The organism is Corynebacterium anserum (assembly GCF_014262665.1).
Lineage (GTDB): Bacteria > Actinomycetota > Actinomycetes > Mycobacteriales > Mycobacteriaceae > Corynebacterium > Corynebacterium anserum.
In genome coordinates this window covers 1767430-1788511 of record NZ_CP046883.1, presented here as the reverse complement: position 1 = coordinate 1788511, position 21082 = coordinate 1767430, and the positions used below count along the sequence as shown (strand labels likewise).

Annotated in this window: 18 protein-coding genes; 11 read left to right on the top strand and 7 right to left on the bottom strand. The window is 55.2% G+C overall.

Going from position 1 to position 21082, the window contains the following annotated elements; translation table 11 throughout:
• Nucleotides 1-23: 23 nt before the first annotated feature.
• Nucleotides 24-368, top strand: a complete 345-nt coding sequence (locus GP473_RS07470; RefSeq protein WP_185770266.1) for a DUF3017 domain-containing protein — start codon at nucleotides 24-26, stop codon at nucleotides 366-368.
• Here the strand turns inward: GP473_RS07470 and metX are convergent.
• The 4 genes from metX to GP473_RS07450 form a co-directional block, all read right to left on the bottom strand.
• Complete coding sequence (metX, locus tag GP473_RS07465; protein ID WP_186276795.1) at nucleotides 365-1486, bottom strand: homoserine O-acetyltransferase MetX; 1122 nt, start codon at nucleotides 1484-1486, stop codon at nucleotides 365-367. The two genes, GP473_RS07470 and metX, sit on opposite strands and share 4 nt — an antisense overlap.
• A gap of 57 nt (nucleotides 1487-1543) precedes the next feature.
• Complete coding sequence (locus tag GP473_RS07460; RefSeq protein ID WP_185770264.1) at nucleotides 1544-2878, bottom strand: O-acetylhomoserine/O-acetylserine sulfhydrylase; 1335 nt, start codon at nucleotides 2876-2878, stop codon at nucleotides 1544-1546.
• A 149-nt stretch (nucleotides 2879-3027) separates the two neighbouring features.
• On the bottom strand, nucleotides 3028-3957 hold the full coding sequence (locus tag GP473_RS07455; RefSeq protein ID WP_185770263.1) for an alpha/beta hydrolase family protein: 930 nt from the start codon (nucleotides 3955-3957) through the stop codon (nucleotides 3028-3030).
• A gap of 81 nt (nucleotides 3958-4038) precedes the next feature.
• A complete protein-coding gene (locus GP473_RS07450) occupies nucleotides 4039-6261 on the bottom strand; it encodes an NADP-dependent isocitrate dehydrogenase (protein WP_186276794.1) in 2223 nt (740 codons plus the stop codon).
• Between the two features lie 222 nt (nucleotides 6262-6483).
• On the opposite strand from GP473_RS07450, the gene GP473_RS07445 reads away from it, so the two are divergent.
• The 10 genes from GP473_RS07445 to GP473_RS07400 all read left to right on the top strand — a co-directional run bounded on the left by GP473_RS07445 (nucleotide 6484) and on the right by GP473_RS07400 (nucleotide 17883).
• Nucleotides 6484-7746 carry an MFS transporter gene (locus GP473_RS07445; RefSeq protein WP_246394750.1) on the top strand — a complete coding sequence of 421 codons (1263 nt, stop codon included), beginning with the start codon at nucleotides 6484-6486 and terminating at the stop codon, nucleotides 7744-7746.
• An 11-nt stretch (nucleotides 7747-7757) separates the two neighbouring features.
• On the top strand, nucleotides 7758-8774 hold the full coding sequence (locus GP473_RS07440; RefSeq protein WP_185770261.1) for an exodeoxyribonuclease III: 1017 nt from the start codon (nucleotides 7758-7760) through the stop codon (nucleotides 8772-8774).
• Nucleotides 8775-8824: 50 nt separating this feature from the next.
• Nucleotides 8825-9859 carry a tryptophan--tRNA ligase gene (gene trpS, locus GP473_RS07435; protein WP_186276793.1) on the top strand — a complete coding sequence of 345 codons (1035 nt, stop codon included), beginning with the start codon at nucleotides 8825-8827 and terminating at the stop codon, nucleotides 9857-9859.
• Between the two features lie 88 nt (nucleotides 9860-9947).
• Nucleotides 9948-11030, top strand: coding sequence for a YhjD/YihY/BrkB family envelope integrity protein (locus GP473_RS07430; protein ID WP_186276792.1), 1083 nt, complete (start codon nucleotides 9948-9950; stop codon nucleotides 11028-11030).
• Between the two features lie 36 nt (nucleotides 11031-11066).
• On the top strand, nucleotides 11067-12407 hold the full coding sequence (locus tag GP473_RS07425) for an adenosine deaminase (protein WP_186276791.1): 1341 nt from the start codon (nucleotides 11067-11069) through the stop codon (nucleotides 12405-12407).
• A 119-nt stretch (nucleotides 12408-12526) separates the two neighbouring features.
• A complete protein-coding gene (locus GP473_RS07420; RefSeq protein ID WP_246395007.1) occupies nucleotides 12527-13513 on the top strand; it encodes a substrate-binding domain-containing protein in 987 nt (328 codons plus the stop codon).
• Nucleotides 13510-14565 (top strand): ABC transporter permease, encoded by a 1056-nt coding sequence (locus GP473_RS07415; protein ID WP_185770256.1) that lies wholly within the window; start codon nucleotides 13510-13512, stop codon nucleotides 14563-14565. Before GP473_RS07420 ends, GP473_RS07415 begins: the two co-directional genes overlap by 4 nt.
• On the top strand, nucleotides 14562-15383 hold the full coding sequence (locus GP473_RS07410; RefSeq protein ID WP_186276789.1) for an ATP-binding cassette domain-containing protein: 822 nt from the start codon (nucleotides 14562-14564) through the stop codon (nucleotides 15381-15383). Before GP473_RS07415 ends, GP473_RS07410 begins: the two co-directional genes overlap by 4 nt.
• 398 nt (nucleotides 15384-15781) lie before the next feature.
• Nucleotides 15782-16657: a hypothetical protein gene (locus tag GP473_RS09570; protein WP_222104949.1), complete on the top strand. Its 876-nt coding sequence runs from the start codon at nucleotides 15782-15784 to the stop codon at nucleotides 16655-16657.
• Nucleotides 16658-16668: 11 nt separating this feature from the next.
• A complete protein-coding gene (locus tag GP473_RS07400) occupies nucleotides 16669-17883 on the top strand; it encodes a hypothetical protein (protein WP_186277323.1) in 1215 nt (404 codons plus the stop codon).
• 213 nt (nucleotides 17884-18096) lie between these two features.
• On the opposite strand, the gene GP473_RS07395 is transcribed toward GP473_RS07400, so the two are convergent.
• The 3 genes from GP473_RS07395 to GP473_RS07385 form a co-directional block, all read right to left on the bottom strand.
• The gene (locus GP473_RS07395; protein WP_185770253.1) at nucleotides 18097-19344 is read right to left on the bottom strand and encodes a hypothetical protein; all 1248 of its coding nucleotides are present in this window, start codon (nucleotides 19342-19344) and stop codon (nucleotides 18097-18099) included.
• A 196-nt stretch (nucleotides 19345-19540) separates the two neighbouring features.
• Complete coding sequence (locus GP473_RS07390) at nucleotides 19541-20521, bottom strand: C40 family peptidase (RefSeq protein ID WP_246394748.1); 981 nt, start codon at nucleotides 20519-20521, stop codon at nucleotides 19541-19543.
• On the bottom strand, nucleotides 20518-21051 hold the full coding sequence (locus GP473_RS07385; RefSeq protein ID WP_185770252.1) for a hypothetical protein: 534 nt from the start codon (nucleotides 21049-21051) through the stop codon (nucleotides 20518-20520). Before GP473_RS07385 ends, GP473_RS07390 begins: the two co-directional genes overlap by 4 nt.
• Between the last annotated feature and the right edge of the window lie 31 nt (nucleotides 21052-21082).

Below are 21082 nucleotides of genomic sequence, written 5' to 3'. Positions count from 1 at the left end.
ACACGCAGGGGTAGAGGTACGTCATGTCACCGAGAATTGGCCAGGTCCGAGAGCGGTTGTTGGATAATCCCCACGACCGCGCTGTACCGCCGTCCCCCCTGCACAGGAATGTGCAACGGGCGCTGGTTGGGCTGTTCGTTGCGCTGGTGGCTGTGGCTGCGTTCTTCCTCGGGGTGGAGCGTTGGCGCCGCGGTACCGTGGTGCTCGGGTTCGCGCTGCTCTACTTGTCCTCTGTGCGGTGGCTGGTGGATAGCCGAATTCTGGGCGTGTTGTCTGTGCGGAGCCGCAAGTTTGACTCTGTGTTCACCGCGGCACTGGGATTAGCGATGCTATGGCTATCGCTGTCCGTCGATCCTTTGGGCAGCTAGTCGAGGGGATCCTGAGCCAACTGATCGGCTTTGCGTAGGAACTTTTGCACAATGAGCCCCATCTGCCGGGTCTCAATCAGGAAACCATCATGGCCTGTGGGGGAAGTGATCTGTGATAACCCCACGAAGTTGCCCAAGTTGCGGGACAAGTGTTCTTGCTGATGCCACGGATAAAGAATATCTGTATCGACGCCCGCGACCATCGTGGGTACGGTTGACTTCGCGAGGGCAGCGTTCATGCCACCGCGGCCACGCCCTACGTCGTGTCTGTTGAGGGCATCAGTGAGGACCACATAAGAGCCCGCGTCGAAACGTTCCTTCAACTTATCTGCTTGCCTGTCTAGGTAGCTTTCCACGGCAAAACGTTCACTGGACGACCGGTATGGGCCGTAAGGGTTCTCGTTGTGTTGCGGGTCGGTGCCAAAGCGCTCATCGATTTCCAGCTCACCGCGATAGGTCAAATGAGCTATGCGACGCGCCTGCCCCATGCCTTCGGCAGGGCTGCTGTCTGAGTCGTAGTAATCTCCGCCCTGCCAGTGAGGATCAGCTTCTATGAAGCGTATTTGGCTGGACTGCATGCCGATCTGCCAGGCAGAAGCCCGCGCGGAGACGGCAATGGGCAGAGCTGAAACAATGATCTCGGGATACATGAGCGTCCACTCCAGCGCGCGAGCGCCACCCATGGACGCCCCAATGACGGCGTGAATACGGTCGATTCCCAGTACATCCATGAGCGCTTTTTCCGCGGTGACCGTGTCACGTATGGAAATAGCGGGAAAGCGAGACCCCCAGGCTTTGCCATCGGGGTGTCGGCTGGATGGACCAGTGGAGCCTTGACAACCGCCCAGCACATTGGCGCAGAGGATGAGGAACCTCTCCGTGTCGAGTGGTTTTCCCGGTCCGATCATCTCTGGCCACCAGTCAGCGACGTTGCCATCCCCCGTGAGAGCGTGTTCGATCAGGAGGACGGGGCGTTCGTTGAGGGGAGTGGCTGCGTCGTAGAAAGCATAGACGCACAGGTGCACATCGGGAATGCATACACCGGCCTCCGTCTCCACATCGCCCACTGAGATAACAGAGGGTGAGCCGGACGGGGGCAGCGCATCGACGTGAACCATGGAATAAGCTCCTCTGACTAGATGGTCACTGGTGCGGCCATGCGGCCTCGAAGGTAACTAGATCGCGTCGAACCCACGCTGGAGATCGGCGAGGATATCGTCGATGTCTTCGATGCCGACAGATAGACGGATCGTTGCCTTGGAAATGCCAGCACGCGTGAGGCTCTTCTCATCGGACTGGGAGTGGGTGGTGGTTGCTGGGTGGACAACCAAAGAACGGACATCTCCTACGTTGGCCAGGTTAGAGTGCAGTTTCAGTGCGTCGATAAAGGCCCATGCTTTTTCCCGAGCCTCCTCGGAATTCACATCATCAACCGCCAGATCGAAAGACAAAACAGAGCCGGTGTACTCAATGCCCAGCTCTTGCTTGACGGAGTACCACGGGGAGGATTCCAAACCTGCGTAGTTGATGGTTGCCACCTTGTTATTAGAGGCGAGGAATTCAGCGACGGCCTGAGCATTTTCATTGTGCTTGTTCACGCGCAAAGATAGGGTATCCAGCCCTTGGGCGATAATCCAGGCATTGAAAGCAGAGAGGGTTGCTCCCGTATCACGCAGAAGACCCACCCGAGCCTTCAATCCGAAAGCAGCTGGTCCGAGATCTGCGTACTTCAGACCGTGGTAGGCAGGGTCTGGGGTGACGAAACCAGGGAACACTGGTGAGCCGTTGCGCTGTTGGGTCCAGTCGAATTTTCCACCATCGACCAGAATGCCACCCAATGCAGAGCCGTTGCCCGTGTAGAACTTCGTCAGGGAAGCCACGACGATATCGGCGCCGAGTTCCAGAGGACGAACAAGGGCGGCGGTGGCCAAGGTGTTGTCAACGATCAATGGCACGTTGTTCTTATGCGCCACCTCCGCGATGGCAGGGATGTTTAATACGTCGGCCTGCGGGTTGGCGAAGGTCTCTCCATAGAAAGCTACGGTGTTGTCCTGGACGGCAGCCTGCCACGAGTCTGGATCGTCTGGGTTTTCTACGAAGGTGAACTCGATGCCTAGGCGCTTGAGGGTGACCGAGAAAAGGGTCTCCGTGCCGCCGTAGAGACGAGGAGATGTGACAACGTGATCACCGGTACCGGCGAGGTTAAGAATAGCGGCTGTCTCCGCTGCCTGTCCGGAAGCAAAAGCTACGGCGTGCACTCCTCCTTCCAGGGACGCGATGCGGTTTTCCACGACTTCCACGGTGGGGTTGGTTAGGCGGGAGTACACGGGTCCTAAGTCTTCAAGTGCGAAGCGCTGCTTGGCGTGTTCCGCGGAGTCGAAAACGAAGGAGGTGGAGAAGTGGATGGGCAAGTTGCGTGCGCCTGTGGCATCCACGGTTTGACCCGCATGGATTTGGCGGGTGGCAAAGTTCCAGTTATCAGCTTCGGAGTTGTCGTACTTGGTGGTCATTGTTCGTTTCCCTGTGATTATGTGATTCTGAGCGTTGGGACACACCTTAGTACTCACGGGAAATAAAACAAACCGCTTTGTCTATTTTCTGCGGGTGAAAACTTCAAAATGCCAGGTTACTGGGCAAAAATAAAAATATACCGCTTGGTCTATTGTGGGGGTGTTTGACGGGCGTAATCGCCGCCGTCGTCAATATATGTGGCGAGAGTATCGAGGACGTGGGCATCGCCTGGATTCTTGTCAATGAAGTAACCGGCGTGTGGGCCGCCATCCTCGCTGATCGCTCTAGCTACCGCTTGGGGACTTGGATCGCAGAACACGTCGTCCTTCACGCAATAGTTGAGTCGCTTGTGAGTCCCCGTTGGAAAAGCGGAGTGCTGTGGCAAGGGCTGCATGGGATTGCCCATGTAGAGTACTCCATCGAGTTGCTTGCGCTGAGCGAGCCAGATTTCCTGGGGTGCCAGCACAATTGCTCCCTGGGAGTAGCCAATGAGGATGTACTGGGGTGAACAGCCTGTGGCTTTTTCGTAATCCTGAATGAAGTGGTAGGCTCCTGGAATTCCTCTCAGGATGCTCAGCGCCATGCCACCTACTGCGTTGCCGGCCAGCTGATGAGGGGGGTTGTCTTTTAGTAGGGTGATGATTTCTTCGACATCCGGCTCATCGCTAACTGTGGGCAGTGAGGGCTCGGCCTGGTAATAGTGTGAATCCACGCCGAGAACCAGCGTGTTCTCCAAGAGAGATTGCCCAGTTCGAGCTTTGTGCCGTGCCTCGGCCTGCTGTAACAACAGCCGGACGTTGGGTGCCTCGTATCCGTTGGAGGTGTACGGGGAATTGGGGGAATACTTCGTGGGTTTGAGATCGGCGGGGTCGTTTTGAGCCGTGCCGCGCGCCACGATAATGACCCGTTCCGGACAGCGTGACTTGCTTGATTCAATGGCCTTTTGCGTCGCCGGGGTGAAGGTGTGGTGAATTGGATCGACGCCACCAGCTGTCGCCACGGCGGCTCCGGACAACCCTACGGTGAGTGATGTTGCGCCCACAAGTAGGGCGCGAGTCAATACTCGTGTGAATGTCATGCACTAATAATGCATAACCGGGGCTGGCGGGGAGGCGCTAATGGAAATTTTAAGTTCCCCGCCCGGTGCACTGACAGAGAGCTACTTATTCTTGTTCAAGCCGTCAATAATGGCGTTGAAGGTCTCGGATGGACGCATGACCTTATTGGTCTTCTCCTCGTCAACCCAGTAGTAACCGCCGAGATCCACAGGCTTGCCCTGGCAATCGATGAGATCTTTGGCTATCTTCTCAGCATTGGCCTCCAGAGCTTCGGCTACCGGCTTGAAAACCTCAGCCAGTTCGGTATCAGTGGTTTGATTAGCCAACTCCCTGGCCCAGTACATGGTCAAGAAGAAATGAGAACCGCGGTTGTCGATCTCACCGACTTTGCGGGAAGGGGACTTATCCTCGTTAAGCAAGGTTTCTGTGGCAACGTCTAGCGCATCGCCCAAGATTGGAGTGCGCGGGTTGTTATCGGTCTCGGCCAATTTACGCAGTGACTCTGCCAAAGCCAGGAACTCGCCCAAAGAGTCCCAGCGGAGGTGGTTTTCTTCCTGAAGTTGCTGGACGTGCTTCGGGGCGGAGCCGCCGGCACCTGTTTCGAAAAGCCCGCCACCGGCGATGAGCGGAACCACGGACAGCATCTTTGCAGAAGTGCCCAGTTCCATGATCGGGAAGAGATCCGTCAGGTAGTCGCGAAGCACGTTGCCGGTGACGGAGATGGTGTCTTTCCCTTCACGGATGCGGTCAATGGAGAATTGGCATGCCTCTTCTGGGGACAGGATGCGGATGTCCAATCCTTCGGTGTCATGGTCCTGGAGGTACTTTTCCACCTGAGCAGTCATGTTGCGGTCATGGGCGCGTTTCGGATCCAGCCAGAACACTGCCGGGGTTTCAGACGCGCGGGAACGGGTGACTGCCAGCTTCACCCAGTCCCGGACTGGAATGTCCTTGGTCTGGCATGCACGCCAGATGTCGCCCTCATTGACCTCGTGCTCCATGAGCACCTCGCCGGCTTTGTTGATGATCTGAACCTTGCCATCGCTGGAGATCTTGAAGGTCTTATCGTGGGAACCGTATTCTTCGGCCTTCTGTGCCATGAGGCCGACATTCGGCACAGAACCCATGACGGTGGGATCAAACGCGCCCTTTGCGCGGCAATCGTCAATGACCACCTGGTACACACCTGCGTAGGAGGAGTCGGGTAGAACAGCCAAGGTGTCCTCGGCCTCGTCGTCCTTATTCCACATCTTGCCCGCGTTGCGAATCATGGCGGGCATCGACGCATCCACGATCACATCCGAAGGGACGTGCAGGTTGGTGATGCCCTTGGCGGAATTCACCTGCGCGAGCTTGGGGCCGTCCTGCAGCCCCTTATTAAAGGCAGCTCTGATCTCTTCGCCATTTTCCAGCTCGGAAAGGCCGTCGAGGATAGCGGCGAGTCCGTTCTCACCATTTAATCCATGCTCCAGCAACTCTGCGCCGTACTTGTCGAACACATCGGAGAAATAAGCGCGAACGGCGTGACCGAAGATGATGGGGTCGGAGACCTTCATCATGGTCGCCTTCAGATGGACCGAAAAGAGAACATTCTCTGCTTTCGCGCGCAGAACTTGAGCACGGAGGAAGGAATCCAGAGCTGCGGCGGAGAGCACGGTGGCGTCGACAATTTCGTTTTCTAAGACCGGGAGGGACTCTTTGAGCACCTCGGTCTCCCCGTTGGCCTTAACCAGCTGAATACGCAGGTCGTCATCGGAAGGCATAATGACAGACTGCTCATTGTGCCGGAAATCATCCGCTTCCATGGTGGCCACATTCGTCAGCGACTCGGGTGACCACTTACCCATGGTGTGTGGGTGTTTACGGGCGAAGTTCTTGACAGCCTGCGGGGCACGGCGATCGGAATTGCCCTCACGCAGAACCGGGTTTACAGCGGATCCCTTTACAGAGTCGTAGCGCTCGCGTGCGTCCTTTTCTTCGTCGGTGGACGGTTCATCTGGGAAGTCGGGGAGGTCGTAACCGGCGGCCTGGAGTTCCTTGATGGCCGCCTTCATCTGGGGTACGGAGGCGGAGATATTGGGGAGCTTAATGATGTTCGCTTCGGGAGTCTTGGCCAGCTCACCAAGTTCAGCGAGAGCGTCGACTACTCGCTGCTCCTGTGGCAGCTTGTCGTTGAAGGCCGCCACAATGCGGGCGGCCAGGGAGATGTCTCGGGTTTCCACATCTACGCCGGTGGTGGAAGCAAAAGCCTCCACGATTGGCTTCAGTGAATACGTAGCCAGAAGTGGTGCTTCGTCTGTGCGGGTGTAGATGATCTTTGCCATGAGGCGTCCGTCTCCCTGCGTTTCTTGGGTGTGTATGTTTAGTGATCTGGCCGCTGTAACGGCCTTTGTTGCCCTTAAGAATACGGCAAACGGTGAACTAGTGAACATTACGGGGTGAGACATAGAGTTGTCCTCCGAAAAGCAGAAATAACTCTATAAATTTTTTCTTTCACGTCACCCCCGCCGACCTCTATAAGAATTGGAAACCCAAAAGTAGTGAATGTGAAGTCCCGATCCCCCCGTCGACCGCTACCACGACAGACGGACATTACCCAACGTCGTCGGATTCTCACCATGATCGCGATGGCGCTCGGTGGCTTTGGTATTGGCACTACGGAATTCGTCGCGATGGGACTGCTCAATCTCATCGCCGAGGATTTTCACATCCCCGAGGACACAGCAGGTCACATCATTTCCGCCTATGCACTCGGTGTGGTTGTGGGCGCTCCGGTCATCACCACACTCACCGGTGCAATTCCGCGGCGGCGTCTTGCTTTGATTCTCATGCTGGCGTTCACGCTCGGTAATGGGTTATCTGTTTTTGCGCATTCCTATGAGATGCTGCTCGTCTCCCGTTTCATCGCCGGCGTCCCCCACGGTGCTTATTTTTCCGTGACTGCCCTCATCGCGGCGTCGTTGGCACCCGAAGGCAAGAGAGGAAAGTACGTCGCACTGGGCGGTCTGGGTCTGTCGATCGCCACAGTGATCGGTGTGCCGACCGCGCAGTGGCTGGGTGCGGAATTCGGCTGGAACGTGGCCTTCATGCTGGTGGCGATGGTGGGCGTCATCACTCTGATCGCTCTGTGGTTCACACTTCCTCACATGACTCTTATGCCTAAGACCAAGCCGATCACCGAGCTCGGAGCGCTCATCAATTCTCAGGTGCTGTTTACCCTAGGTATTGGCACAGTGGGTTTTGGAGGAATGTTCGCGGTCTACACCTATATTTCTTTTACTCTCACCGAGAATGCGGGATTCAGCCAAGACCTCATCTGGATCGCCCTGATGGCCTATGGAATAGGCATGGTGTTGGGCACTTACGTGGGGGGAATATGTGCTGACCGTAACCTGGAATACACCATCTTTGGCGTGCTGATCACTCTGATTTTTGTGCTCTCTGGGTTTTACTTCAGTTCCCGCGTAGCATGGCTGGGCATCGCGAACTTCGGCGTGATCGGCTTCATGGGTTCTATGCTGGTTCCCAGTCTTCAAACTCGCCTCATGGATGTGGCGGGGGAGGCGCAAACGTTGGCAGCGGCGTTGAATCACTCTGCGCTGAACATGGCAAACGCAGCCGGCGCCGCAGTGGGCGGGGCGGTCATCGCTGCAGGCTGGGGATATTCAACCCCCGCTCTGGCCGGGGCGGTCATGGCGTTGTGTGGCGCCGTGTTGTGGATCCCCGCGTATCTACTCCGCCGACGCCAACTCTCCGCAGCCAAGGCCAAGCGCCTGGCGGAGGTACGGGTTGCCTCGCCTACTGAGTAGGCTGAGTGCCCATGAGTACCTTTACCGTCGCCACCGTGAATGTCAATGGAATCCGTGCCGCAGCGAAAGAACGGAGTGAGGACAACCGCGGCATCCTGCCGTGGCTAGAGAAGACCTCTGCTGACGTGGTGTTAATGCAAGAAGTGCGCGCTGATGAGAAACAGACGCAGCTGGCATTAGCCCCAGCGTTGGATGCAGGCTGGCATCTAGCACAGGCACCGGCTGCTGCGAAGGGGCGCGCCGGGGTGGGGATTTTGTCCCGCTCCGAACTAAAGGATGTGACCGTGGGGTTTGGTCATGGTGACAAGGGGATTGAGATCCCCGAAGCTCGTGAGTTTGATCAATCGGGTCGTTATATTGAGGCAACGGTGGCGTCGGGTATCGAAGGGCTGGGGGACATCACCGTTGCCAGCTTGTATCTGCCATCCGGCTCCGCGAACACGACGAAGCAAGATGAAAAGTACCGTTTCATGGATGCGTTTGCCCCTTTCATGCATGACCGGGCAGAGCAGGGCATCGAAACAATCATTGGTGGGGACTGGAACATTTGTCACCGACGTGCAGATTTGAAGAACTGGAAGACAAATCGCACAAAATCTGGATATTTACCTGACGAACGTGCCTTCCTCGACCATTTATTGGGTGTATGGCCAGACGCACAGACACAGGTTGGGGACGCCGAAGATGCTGGGCGCAATGGGAATCCCGGTGGCAGTGCAGGTGAGTTCTACGGTGCTGTGGACTATGTGCCCGGACAGCGTGCCGCTGAGCGCTTGGCAGCCGGCGCAGCTGAGAACCCCCAGTGGTTTGATGTTCAGCGCCGTCTCGATCCGGATTCTATGGACGTGTTCAGTTGGTGGACGTATCGCGGTCAGGCCTTTGATATCAACGCGGGGTGGCGTATTGACCTCCAGGTGGCCACCACAGGTCTGCAACAACGAGCGCGAAAGGCCTGGGTGGATAAGGCACTAGCCTACGAGCTGCGGTGGAGTGACCACTCGCCGGTGATTGTCGAATACAGCTCGTGAAATTGCAGCTCGTGGAAGCGAGATAAAGCCGCAGGAGTAATGTTTTCCCCATGACTGAACAAACCCAACAGCCAGTAAAAAAGCAGCGCGTCGTTTCTGGACTACAACCCACCAGCGACTCCTACCATCTGGGAAACTACCTGGGTGCAGTGAAGCAGTTCATTAAGCTGCAGGATGAGTACGATGCCTTCTACTTCATCCCGGATCAGCATGCCATCACCGTGCCCGGTTACAGCCCCAAAGACCTGCGCACACGAACCCTTGCGGGTGCTGCTCAGTTACTGGCCCTCGGTATCGACCCGGAACGCTCCACTCTTTTCGTTCAGTCACACGTTCCGGAGCACTCCCAACTGGCATGGGTGCTCATGTGCATCACGGGGGATGGCGAAGCCCGCCGGATGACTCAGTTCAAAGACAAGTCCGCCAAGCAGGGCAATGACAACACCACTTCTGGTTTGTACGCCTACCCAATGTTAATGGCAGCGGACATTTTGCTCTATCGCCCGCACCTCGTTCCCGTAGGTGAAGACCAACGCCAACACCTCGAACTGACCCGTAACCTGGCTGAGCGCTTCAATTCTCGCTACAAGAAAACCTTCGTGGTTCCGGAGGGCTTCATTCCGCAGGGAGCCTCCAAGATCTACGATCTGCAGAATCCGACCGCTAAGATGTCCAAGTCCGCGGATAACCCCAAGGGGGTTATCAACCTCCTTGATGACCCGAAGGTTTCCGCTAAACGCATTCGCTCTGCCGTCACTGACAACGATGGTGAGATCCGCTATGACAAGGAGAATAAGCCGGGGGTTTCTAACCTTCTGGTGATCCAGTCGGCATTGTCCGGAAAGAGTATCGATGACATCGTCGCCGGCTACCACAATTCCGGCGCGGGGTATGGCGATCTGAAAAAAGATACCGCGGAGATACTGGAGAGCTTTGCCACTCCATTACGCGCGAAGTTCAATGAGTACATGAATGACCGTGCTGAACTGGAGCGGGTGTTGGCTCAAGGAGCGGGGAGGGCGCGGGAGATCGCTGCGCGCACTGTGGCTCAGGTATACGAAAACGTAGGTTTTCTGGCACCTTAAACCGCGTGTCAGGTAGTTGACGTATCCCTGCAGCCCTTTTATCGGTTACAGTGTGCAGGGATAGACGCACAAGGAGGATGGCCGAGCAATGGTCACGAAGCCAGAAAAGGCAGACCTGGACAATTACGGCGTAGAACGCGCCCGTAAAGATGAGCCAGGGGCAATTGATAAATTCCGCGATAAGTTGCCGTGGTTCGACCACATCATGCGCATGCAGGAACGCTACAGTGAGCAGGGCGGTAACCAGTACGCTGCTGGTATTACCTATTTTTCCGTTCTGTCCCTGTTCCCCCTGCTCATGCTGACCTTCTCTACTGTCGCAATGATTCTGGCGGGCAACCAGGGACTGATGGATCAGGTGATTCAAAAAATCACTGACTCCGCAGGCGGCGAAATGGGCGATACGTTAACCACCGTGATTGAAGATGCCGTGGCACAGCGCGCGTCGGTCTTTTCCATCGGTCTGTTATTGGCTCTGTGGACGGGTCTGACGTGGATATCGCATCTGCGTATGGGGGCTTCCGCTATGTGGCGGGTGTCTGGCTTGGCTAATAACTTCTTCGTGGGCAAGTTCAAAGATTTGATTGCCCTCGTGGGGTTGCTGCTTTCGTTGATCGTGGCTTTTGCCATTACCACGGTGGGTAACTCTGGCTTGACTGCTCATCTCATTGAGATGGTGGGGCTCGGTGGAGTACCGGGAATTCGTTACTTGACCTTTGTGGTGGCATTGGTTGTGGGTGTAGTTGCCAACTGGTTTGTTTTCGCGTGGTTGATCGGCATGCTGCCGCGTACGAAAACACATCGCCCGTCGGTGTTCCGGGCGGCGATTATTGGTGCGATCGCGTTCGAGATTTTCAAACAGTTCGCCACGATGTTCTTCTCTAACGCATTGAGTAGCCCGGCGGCTGCCACTTTCGGTCCCATCATTGGTGTGATGGTGCTGATGTACTTCATCTGGCGCATTTTGCTGTACTGCTCCGCGTGGGCTGCAACCACCCATGAGGCTCTGGCCTTGCAGGTTCCTGAAGCCCCTGCTGCGGCGATCATCCGCGTCCGCCAGGAGGTGCGTACCGGTTCTTCTGATGCTGCTCGCGCAGGGTTGGTGGGTACCGGTGCCGCAGTTGGCGTGTTGTTCGGCGGGCTGGTGACATCTCTGTTCCGCCGACGCTAACGCGTTCCTTGAGAGGCGTTGCGTACAATGCCACTCATGATCGATACGAACGTTATTGCCTCCCTCCCAAAAGTGGAGCTACACGCACACCTGGATGGCGGCTTACGCCCTGCAACCATTGTTGAGCTAGCTGAGAAGGCTGGCCACACATTGCCAACCACTGATCCAGCAGAGCTGGAGCAGTGGTTTTATGATGCTGCAAACTCTGGTGATTTACCGACATACCTGACGACGTTCGATCACACCACTGCAGTGATGCAGACACGCGAATCCCTCATCCGTATTGCTCGCGAGGCGGTCGAGGACGCAGCTGAGGAAAACGTCTGCTATCTGGAATTGCGTTACGCACCCGAGCAGCATCTCAATGGTGGCCTGACTCTGCAGGAAGTTGTTGAAGCTACCGTCCAGGGGGTGAAGGAAGGGGAGCGTGCTGTATCCGAGCGAGGCAAGCGTATCCACGCGCGTCTCATCCTCTGCGCCATGCGGCACGCCGATCGTTCTACGGAGATTGCACAGCTCACCATCGATAATTATGCGCCGCATAGCCCGGGGGAAGGCTATGTCGTGGGTTTCGATATAGCGGGAGCTGAGGACGGGTTCCCACCGTCAAAGCATGCCCAGGCTTGTGCTTTGCTGCGTGAGAATCTTGTGCCATTTACTATTCACGCGGGTGAGGCTGCCGGTCCGGATTCAATGCGCGATGCTCTGGCGCAGGGAGCCCGCCGCATCGGTCATGGTGTGCGTATTTACGAAGATTTTGAGGCGACAATGAGCGGGCTAGAGCTGGGACCGGTTGCCCGTGCGGTGCGCGATCAGCGCATTCCTTTGGAAATATGTCCGACATCCAACACCCAGACGGGTATTGCAGACACCATTGAGGATCACCCATTCAATCTGCTTTATGAGATGGGTTTTGTGTGCACGATCAACACAGATAACCGTTTGGTGTCTGGGACTACGCTCACACGGGAATTTGAACTGGTGGCTGAGGCTTTTGACCTGGAATACTGGCAATTGCTGGAAATGACAACGAATGCTTTGGAGTTTGCTTTTTGCTCGCAGACTCTCCGGGAGGATCTGGAGCGTAACATCATTTATCCAGCATATGCGGAACTTGGTGAGCATTTCGGCTCCGAGGAAGGTTCCCGCGAGGATGCTCATGAGACATTGTCCGGCGGCCTGAGTGAACTACATGCTCATGGCTCCCACCACGGTCATGTTCATGGTCTGGACGGCGAGGATCAGTTGGAGCTGTCCATGGAGAACCTGAAGGCTGAACTTGAAACCCTGGGTTTGAGTCTCGATGACGATGAGATGGATGATGACGTTGAGATGGATGATAATGATGGCGGCGGAGGCCAGCCTGCCGCCACGTAATCGAGGTTAAAGATTTTCGCAGCTGAAAGCCGCTTAATGGATTCAGAGCGCCCCTCAGCAAGTTGACTACCGGTTTTGAGCTGGCACAATGCCAATTTGTGTCAACTAAATTTCGCAGTATTCAGCCGGCGCTACTTGCGCTGCTCGCAATCTTTGGGCTCGTCCTCGCTACCGGATGTTCCGCCACCGGTGGCCGACCACGTGTGGACGAACAAGGTGGGGGCGGAGGGGGCGTAGATACTCCGCGCTATACCGTCGCCATGGTCAGTCATGGAGCACCGGGCGATACGTTTTGGGATCTCGTGCGAGCCGGAGCTGAGGACGCTGCGAAGAAGAACAACTTAGAGTTGCGCTACAGCTCCTCGCCGCAAGCACCCGAGCAGGCAAATCTTGTACAGAATGCCATCGACTCTCACGTGGACGGTATCGCCGTGACCATGCCCACTGTCGAGGCTATTGGCCCCATGGCTCACAAGGCCTCGGAGGCGGGAATTCCCGTCGTCGGACTAAACGCGGGCATGAGTCAATACAAGAAATACGGTCTTTCCGGATTCTTCGGCCAAGATGAGTCCATCGCGGGTAAGCGCGCCGGTGAGCGCCTCGGCGACGATGGAGCGAAGCATGTTCTGTGCGTCATACATGAGCAGGGAAATTCATCCCAAGAGGCTCGTTGTAGTGGCATCAAAGACGGGGCGCGCGGAGCCAAGGTGGAAACCCTGTACGTCAACGGCATGGATCTCACGAGCGTGGAGTCTACGGTGCAAGCCAAACTGGCTCAGGACAAGTCTATTGACTACGTAATGGGACTCGTGGCCCCCGTTGCGCTGGTATCGGTCAAGGCCGTCGACGCTGCTGGTTCCGACGCCAAGATTGCCACCTTTGATACCAATGCCGAACTGGTCGAAGCTATCCGTGGTGGCAAGGTACAGTTCGCCGTCGACCAACAGCCGTATCTTCAGGGATATATGGCCATTGATTCCCTGTGGTTAGCAAAGCGCAATGGTTCTACCGTGGGTGGAGGTCAGGCAGTTCTGACGGGACCATCCTTCGTGGACAAGGACAATGTGGATACCATCGCTGATGCCGCGAAGAAAGGGCTGCGATGAGTCACAGTAATTCTGCACCGGAAAAGGCCACACCGAAACCTTCCGGTGAGGCAAAGGATAGCGGCCTGTTGCGCCTCGTAAAGCGCCCAGAACTCACCAGCGTATTGGGCGCGGTGGTGATTTTTGCGCTATTCATGCTCGTCGCCCCGGCATTTCGCAGCGTGGATGCCTTGGCCACCGTGCTTTACGCCAGCTCTACGATAGGGATCATCGCTCTGGCCGTGGGCCTTCTGATGATCGGTGATGAGTTCGATCTGTCTTCCGGCGTGGCAGTGACGACCGCGGCACTGGCAGCCACAATGCTGAATTACAACTTCTGGCTAAATAGCTGGGTAGGTGTGTTCATTTCCTTAATCATGGCTCTGTCTATCGGGGCTTTCAACGGCTATATGGTGATGCGCACAGGAATCCCGAGCTTCCTCATCACTCTGGCAGCATTTTTGATGTTGCAGGGCATCAACCTGGCGGTAACTAAGCTCGTGACGGGACAAGTGGCCACGCCGATTATTTCGGATATGGAAGGCTTTAACTCGGCGCAGGCTGTATTCTCTAGCTCGGTGACGATTTTTGGTGTCAGTGTGCGTGTGACCGTTTTTTGGTGGTTGCTCTTTGTGGCTATAGCGAGTTGGTTGCTGTTTAAGACCCGCTTTGGTAACTGGATTTTTGCGGTGGGCGGCGATGCCGAAGCTGCACGCGCGGTGGGTGTACCAGTGCGTCGCGTGAAGATTATTCTGTTTATGTTCGTAGGCTTTGCCGCCTGGTTTGTGGGCATGCACAATCTCTTTGCCTTCGATTCAATTCAAGCTGGTCAGGGTGTGGGCAATGAGTTTCTCTACATCATTGCTGCGGTGATCGGGGGCTGCGCATTGACTGGTGGACGTGGTACGGCAATCGGTACCGCCATTGGAGCTTTGATCTTTGGTATGACCAATCAGGGAATTGTCTATGCAGGGTGGAATCCTGACTGGTTCAAATTCTTCCTTGGCGCAATGTTGCTGTTTGCTGTGATTACTAACAACTCCTTTTCTCGTTGGGCAGGTGCGCGTTCATGACTGATTCTTCTTCCAACCTTTCCTCTGGAGTGATCGACGCCGAAAGCACCGACGCCACCACTTCCCTTATTGCACTGCGCGAGGTGGATAAGAACTACGGTGACGTTGAAGTTCTCAAGAACATCAATCTGGACATCAAGCCCGGGCAGGTGACGTGCGTCTTAGGCGATAACGGTGCAGGTAAATCGACACTGATTAAGATGCTTGCAGGCCGGCATGCACCATCGGCCGGTGCAGTCGTGCTCGATGGAGAACCGGTGACTTTTGCTTCCCCGAAGGATGCTCTGAACCGGGGGATCGCTACTGTCTACCAGGACTTGGCGGTGGTTGATCAAATGAGCGTGTGGCGTAACTTCTTTCTAGGGCAAGAAATCACGGGCTTTCTGGGGCAGCTCAAGGCGGATGAGATGCGCAGTATTGCTGCAGAGGAGCTCAAGAAAATGGGCGTCAATATCAAGGACGTGGACGTGCCAATCAGTACGTTGTCTGGAGGACAACGTCAGGTTGTGGCTATTGCTCGGGCGTTGCATTTTGGTGCACGGGTGTTGATCCTTGATGAGCCAACTGCGGCGCTGGGTGTGAAACAGTCGGGGATGGTGTTGCGCTTTGTGAGGGCCGCGGCCGACAGGGGGGTGGGCGTTATTTTGATTACTCATAATCCACACCATGCCTACTTGGTAGGTGATCATTTCATTCTGTTGAATATGGGACGCCAAGTATTGGATGCCGAACGCGATGAAGTGACACTCGAGCAGCTCACGCTAGAGATGGCTGGTGGGGGTGAGCTGGATTCGCTTAATCACGAATTGCAGCGGTAGTAGTGCGTCCCACCGTGGGTTAGTTCTATAGTGCTGTGATCTAGCGGTGAGTATTGCCGGCGAGGTTCTTTCATGGTGAGGTAGCCTATTCAGCGGATCTAGTGGTGAGGCAACCTATTGAGCTGTTCTCGTGTGGAGGTTACTAACAGGTTAGGTGATGAGGCAACCTGTTAGTGGAGAGAAGGGTAACAATAACCTTTTGAATCTCCTATGGTGGTGATTGTGGTAATTAGTAGAATGCCCCAAAAATAACGAGCGTCAGCATTTTCTATGTGAAAAGTAGACAGGATTTCAGTATGACTACTCCATCAGATGATAACCAGCGAAACAGCTGGCCAGAGGCCAGCGGGGTACCGCACGATAACGGTGCTTCGAATGGGTATGGTGCTCCGCAGCATATGAGTGACCCTAATGGTTACAGTGCACCGCAGGGAATGGGTAACCCTAGTGGCTACGGTGCCCCTCAGGGAGCGCCGGCTTCCAATGGCTATGGTGCTCCTCAGGGGGCCGGTCAGCCACAAGGTAACCCGTACGGTCAGCAGCAAGGCCGCAACGCGTTTGATCAGGCGTCTCAGCAAGCGGCTCAGCTGGGTGCTGCAGCAAAGCAGTCATTTGAAAAAGCTTCCTCTGCCTTACAGTCGTCTAGTGTGAAGCAGCTGGGTTATCTGCCACTTCTCGTGGGAACAATTGTGTTCGCCTTGTTACATTTCTTCAAATGGTTCAATTTAGAAATGCGTTATGGCGGAAGTACAGTATCGTTTGGTTTTAATGGACTTGGGTATATCTCTTTTCCTAAGGAACTGGTGAGCGAAATGTCCGGCGATGAAAAGGGCTCACTGTGGGCATTATCTACTTTTGGAATTTTGGTTCCAATTGCAGTGGTGGTTTTGCTTATTCTCGCTTCATTGGCATTTAAGAATGTACAAAGCCAACGCCGTGGTGGAGTTCTCGCAATGATCGGATCCTCACTCGCTTTTTATTGGATCCTTTTTGGTGCACGCGGCTACGGGAATTTTTTGGAAGGAATTAAGAGCTTTGCTGAGAATATTCTCTCCGGTATAGGAGCGGATTCCGGATCATCGTTTCTGCTGGAGTTAATGGGATTCGGCGATATGAAGTTTGCTTCATCAACCACGTTCTTCTACTGGATTGAAGTCTTGCTTACTCTTTGCATTTTTGCTCTCAGTGTCTTCCTATTTTGGCGAACAACTAAGCAGGATCCGCAGGCAACCTATTCTTCCCAGCCAGCTCAGTCTGTGCAGAACCAGAAGTAAGGAACACACATATGTCTTTCCCACAGCAACCTAACTCAGCACAGTCCAACAACGGCGAACCTCAACATGGTGAGCAGCAGTACGGTCAAGGGCAATACGGTGATGCTCAGTACGGGCAACAGCAGTACGGCCAGGGGCAGTACGGCGATGCCCAGTACGGTCAGGGGCAATACGGCGATGCTCAGTACGGGCAACAGCAGTACGGCCAGGGGCAATACGGCGGTGCTCAGTACGGGCAACAGCAGTACGGCCAACAGCAGTACGGCGATGCTCAGTACGGCCAGCAACAGTACGGCGGTGCTCAGTACGGCCAGCAGGCCACAAGCTTAGTCTCTGAGGGGCAAAATAATACGCCACGCGATCAAATCGCAGATCAACTACAGACTGTACGCTCCCGTCTCTCAGGGATGCAGAATAATCAGCTGTTTATCGGCGGGATTATTGCCGTTGCTGTAGTGTTGTGGATTTTCCGCACCTTTAATTGGGTGATTCTTAAAGATAAGACCGCGGTAGGGTCCCCTAAGGCGATTGGCATTGACGGAGCGGGCAATCTCACCTTCTTTGGGGCTGGCAGCGGTTCTTCTGACATTGAGTTGAAGGTGGGAATCTTCGGGATCTACACGGGTGCCCTACTATTCCTCATGCTTGTCGCTGCGGTAATTGCCTTCTTCCGTGTTCACTACAAGTCGGCACAACGGTTTGCAGTTATTACCGTGGCCGCTTATGCGGTGATTAGTGTTATTGAGTTCATTGCCGCGGCTGTCATAGTGTCAAACGATGATGAGTGGAAGGATGCCGTAGCAGTGCGACCAGGTGCAGGCCTGATTCTCACCTGGCTATTCTTGGCACTGCTTATTGCAGCTACGTCCTACTTCATTTCACAAGCGAAAAAAGCAGCTCACAATAATCAACCTGGTGCACCTTGGGCAGTTCAGGGTTCTGACCAGAATGCTGCCTCATTCCAGCAATACCCACAGGGTTGGTCTCAGTCTTCTGAGGGAACCTCAGATGTTCATTATGCGTCGCAGGCTCCTACGGGTGAGCAGACTGTTAAGGATGCGGGCGTAGGCGTAACAGGTCCAGATGGGCACTATTCTGCAAATGATTACTCTGGCGATCATTCTGCGTCCACCGCACACGACACCGAAGCCTCAGCTCATCGCGCAGATAACTCGAATGGTGCGCATACTGAGACGTCCGGCGATGATAAGAAGCCGGAGGCTTAAGCCTCAGTAGGAACAACTTGTAGTCCTAGGCTCGAGCATTGATTAATCCCCCACCTGGATATCCGGGTGGGGGATTAGCCGTTGTGGAAGATGGTTTGTTCTAGCGTCTGTGCAAGGCTACGTATCGCGAGGACGTCATGCTGTCCTCCAAAACGCTTACATACTAGAAATGCTCGCGTCTATAACGCGTCTATAAGAGACTCTGAACCCACATCAGAACTTGGTGAAGCGACGGATGAGGCCATCTTCCAGCGCTCTCCAGCCCTTGACTTCTTCGTCGAAAGGAGGCGTCGGAGTGGAATCCGAGGGCGATCCCAACATGTAGGCGAGATAATTCTGGAGTTGTGGGTAGGCCACCAGCACTTTATTGACGCTGTCATCTCCCGCCCAGTCCGCCGCGTCAGCCAGTAACTCATACGCCTGTGCCAGCTGTTTAGAGTCCACTTGATCCACGCTCTTAGCGATGTCATCGCGGAGTCCGCTGAAGGAGTATTGGTTGGACTCATGAACCTCTACTTCGAGCTCCCCGGCATTTGCAGCAGAGACTATATCTGGCCAGGTTGAAAGGTCTTCGAGGTCATGCTGAGGGGCATCGACCAGCCAGCGAACCATGGAGCGGGAGTTGGGAAAAGTGTTGATTTCCCCGAGATGACCAAGGAAAACCGGGCGATTATCTAGATAACAACGCAGGGTGTAGACGTGCTGGCCGTTAATGGTGATACGGATGGGGTCAATTCCCACTTGTGCCCAAATGGAAGAATCGTACGGATCAGCGTCTTGGTCCGTTTGTTGTTCCTTTTCCTTCTTCTCAGCAGCTTTTTTCTCTCGGAGGGCGAGGGCTGCGTCGATGCTCTTCTGGGCGTCTTCTACAGCGTGCTCGTTGAGTTTAGGGTGAGTAAGATGCTCCTCAATGGCGTCAGTGAGGGAGATCCATTTATCCAGCACAGTGCGCCCAACACCTGACCACTCTTCGAGCCCATGTGGGGATCCGTAGTGGTCTGCGCCGCGCCGTGTGTTGTGCAGAATGGAATAGCTCTTAAACCAGTGGTTGATGCTGCTGATATTCAGGACGGAGCCGAGAGATTGCAGCACATCGAAGCCACGGGTCACGGCGAGCGTGTTTTCGTAGCTGGGGCGCTCAGCGAGCTTGTTTGGCAGTTCAATGAGGGAAATCTTGCCACTTGGTGCGGGGATGACCTTGGTGGCTTTTTCTTTGATGAAAGCTTGCCATGTGGGATGCTCGATAAGATCGTGGTGATTAGTGGACTCGATAAAAGCCAGGACTTCAGCCGGGGACTTGAAGACAAAGATATTGTCCTCGTCACCGAGGAAGGCTTGCCATTTTTCACCGCGAACAATCCAGTTCGGAGCCCAGAGCGTGTACCAGGTGCCACTAGTGATCTCCATCTCCAGGGCGACAATTCCGGTTCCGTATGTTCGTGCGCCATTATCTGCTGCCATAGGGGCACATTTTAGCCGTTCTATGTTTTAGTTTCTCGCACTGGCTCTGCTGTTTTCCTTAAAGATTGTCGCAGATCGGATGTGAGAACTGGAGGAACGGTGGGTACTTCGTCGCCTAGGAATTGCGCGAGATGGTATTCACGTAGCCGGGGTTGGCTTACGATGCGTGCTAGTCCTGTGTTCTTCACCTGTACTCCTATGCCGTTGGTCTGTAAAAACCAAGAAAACTCATGCCCATGTTGTTGGTACGTACGGGACTGATTTGTACGGGGTCACCAGCTTCGATGATCTGCCCGTCTCCGATGTACATCGCCACGTGTCCATCCCAAACTGCAAGATCGCCCGGCGCGAGTTGATCCATACTTACTGGAGCGCCGACAGCTTGCTGGTCTGCCATGCGTGGTATCTCTACTCCTGCTTGCGCGTAGGCCCACTGAGTTAATCCACTGCAATCCATGCCGACTCCGGGAGTGGTGCCGCCCCACTGATATGGTGTGCCCAACGCGGACTTTGCGGCTTCGACGGCAGCAGCCGCTTGCGGGGTGGGAGCTCCGGAGGTGTTTCCGGAGAAGTTTGACGCCAGGCCATCCGCCTCGGAACTCGGTCGAGTACCCGGATAGTCAGAACTATTGGAGGCTGAGCTGCCAGTTGGCGAATATGACGCAGGAGATACTGGAGCATTGAGCTCGGGTGTATCGGTTGTAGGCAATGAAGTCACTTCGTGGGTAAGTCTCTGCATATCCCTAGCCAGTGACGCGAGCCGTGCTTGTGCCTGTAATTTATGTGCTTCGACAATAGGAGTTACGCCAGCAATAGCGAGGAACGCAGAAGGTCCCGCGCTGGGCGGGTTGTGGAGCAGGTGGTGCGTCACCTCCGCAATACAGCGGTGGGTGATCTCCGTAATGTCTTCAATCGTGAGCTCGACGGAGCGCGCAGCTTTCTTGGCAATACCATCGAGGCTCTTTCCCCTATCCAGTAGATGAGTCACTGCGTGGGTGGCATAGTCTAGTTTCCTTGCGACATCATCCCCAGCGATACCTTGAAGTGTGGAACGAATGGCTGGTACTAGCCGATGTATTTCCGGCGTGTCTAGGTCTGTGATGAGGGCCGAGGCACCAGTGCTCATGCGGGAGGGAGCCATAGCGGCCAGTGGCTCAATGAGTCCAAGGAGATTCATGACAGCCACCGGCTCCAAGATACAGCGGTGTCTCGCTCATGTTCCTCTAAGTCATGGGAAAGCTGTGAGAGGGAGGAAGTGGCGTCGGAGAAAAAGGAGGCTAAGGAACCCAACGCTGAAGAATGTGCCTGCCGAGCGGAGGATAGTGCGCGTAGAAATTCTGTGGTTTCTGGAACTAAAGGGCAGGTCAGTGTGGCCTCCACAGGTTCTTTCCGTTTCCGGAGTGAAGTGCCGACATTATGAATCTGCCGAGTGGTTTCGTTGAGTCCCATGAGGTCGGCGGTGAGTGAATCCGAACCGGCACTGGGAGAAACAGAACCGGCAGTGAGTGAATCTGAACTGGCACTGGGAGAAACAGAACCGGCAGTGAGTGCATCCGACCCCTCACTGAACGATCTCGAGTCACCGGCACTAGCCGCCACGTTATGTGCGTGGCCGGTTGAGCGAGAGTCAGCCGCTGTGTTCATGGTGTAGAAGTCCTTTCTCTCATCCTGCGCGCGGGACATCATCTCCATGGGAGAGATTCCCATTGACGTGCACGTGTCCCATAAGACTCCGCTT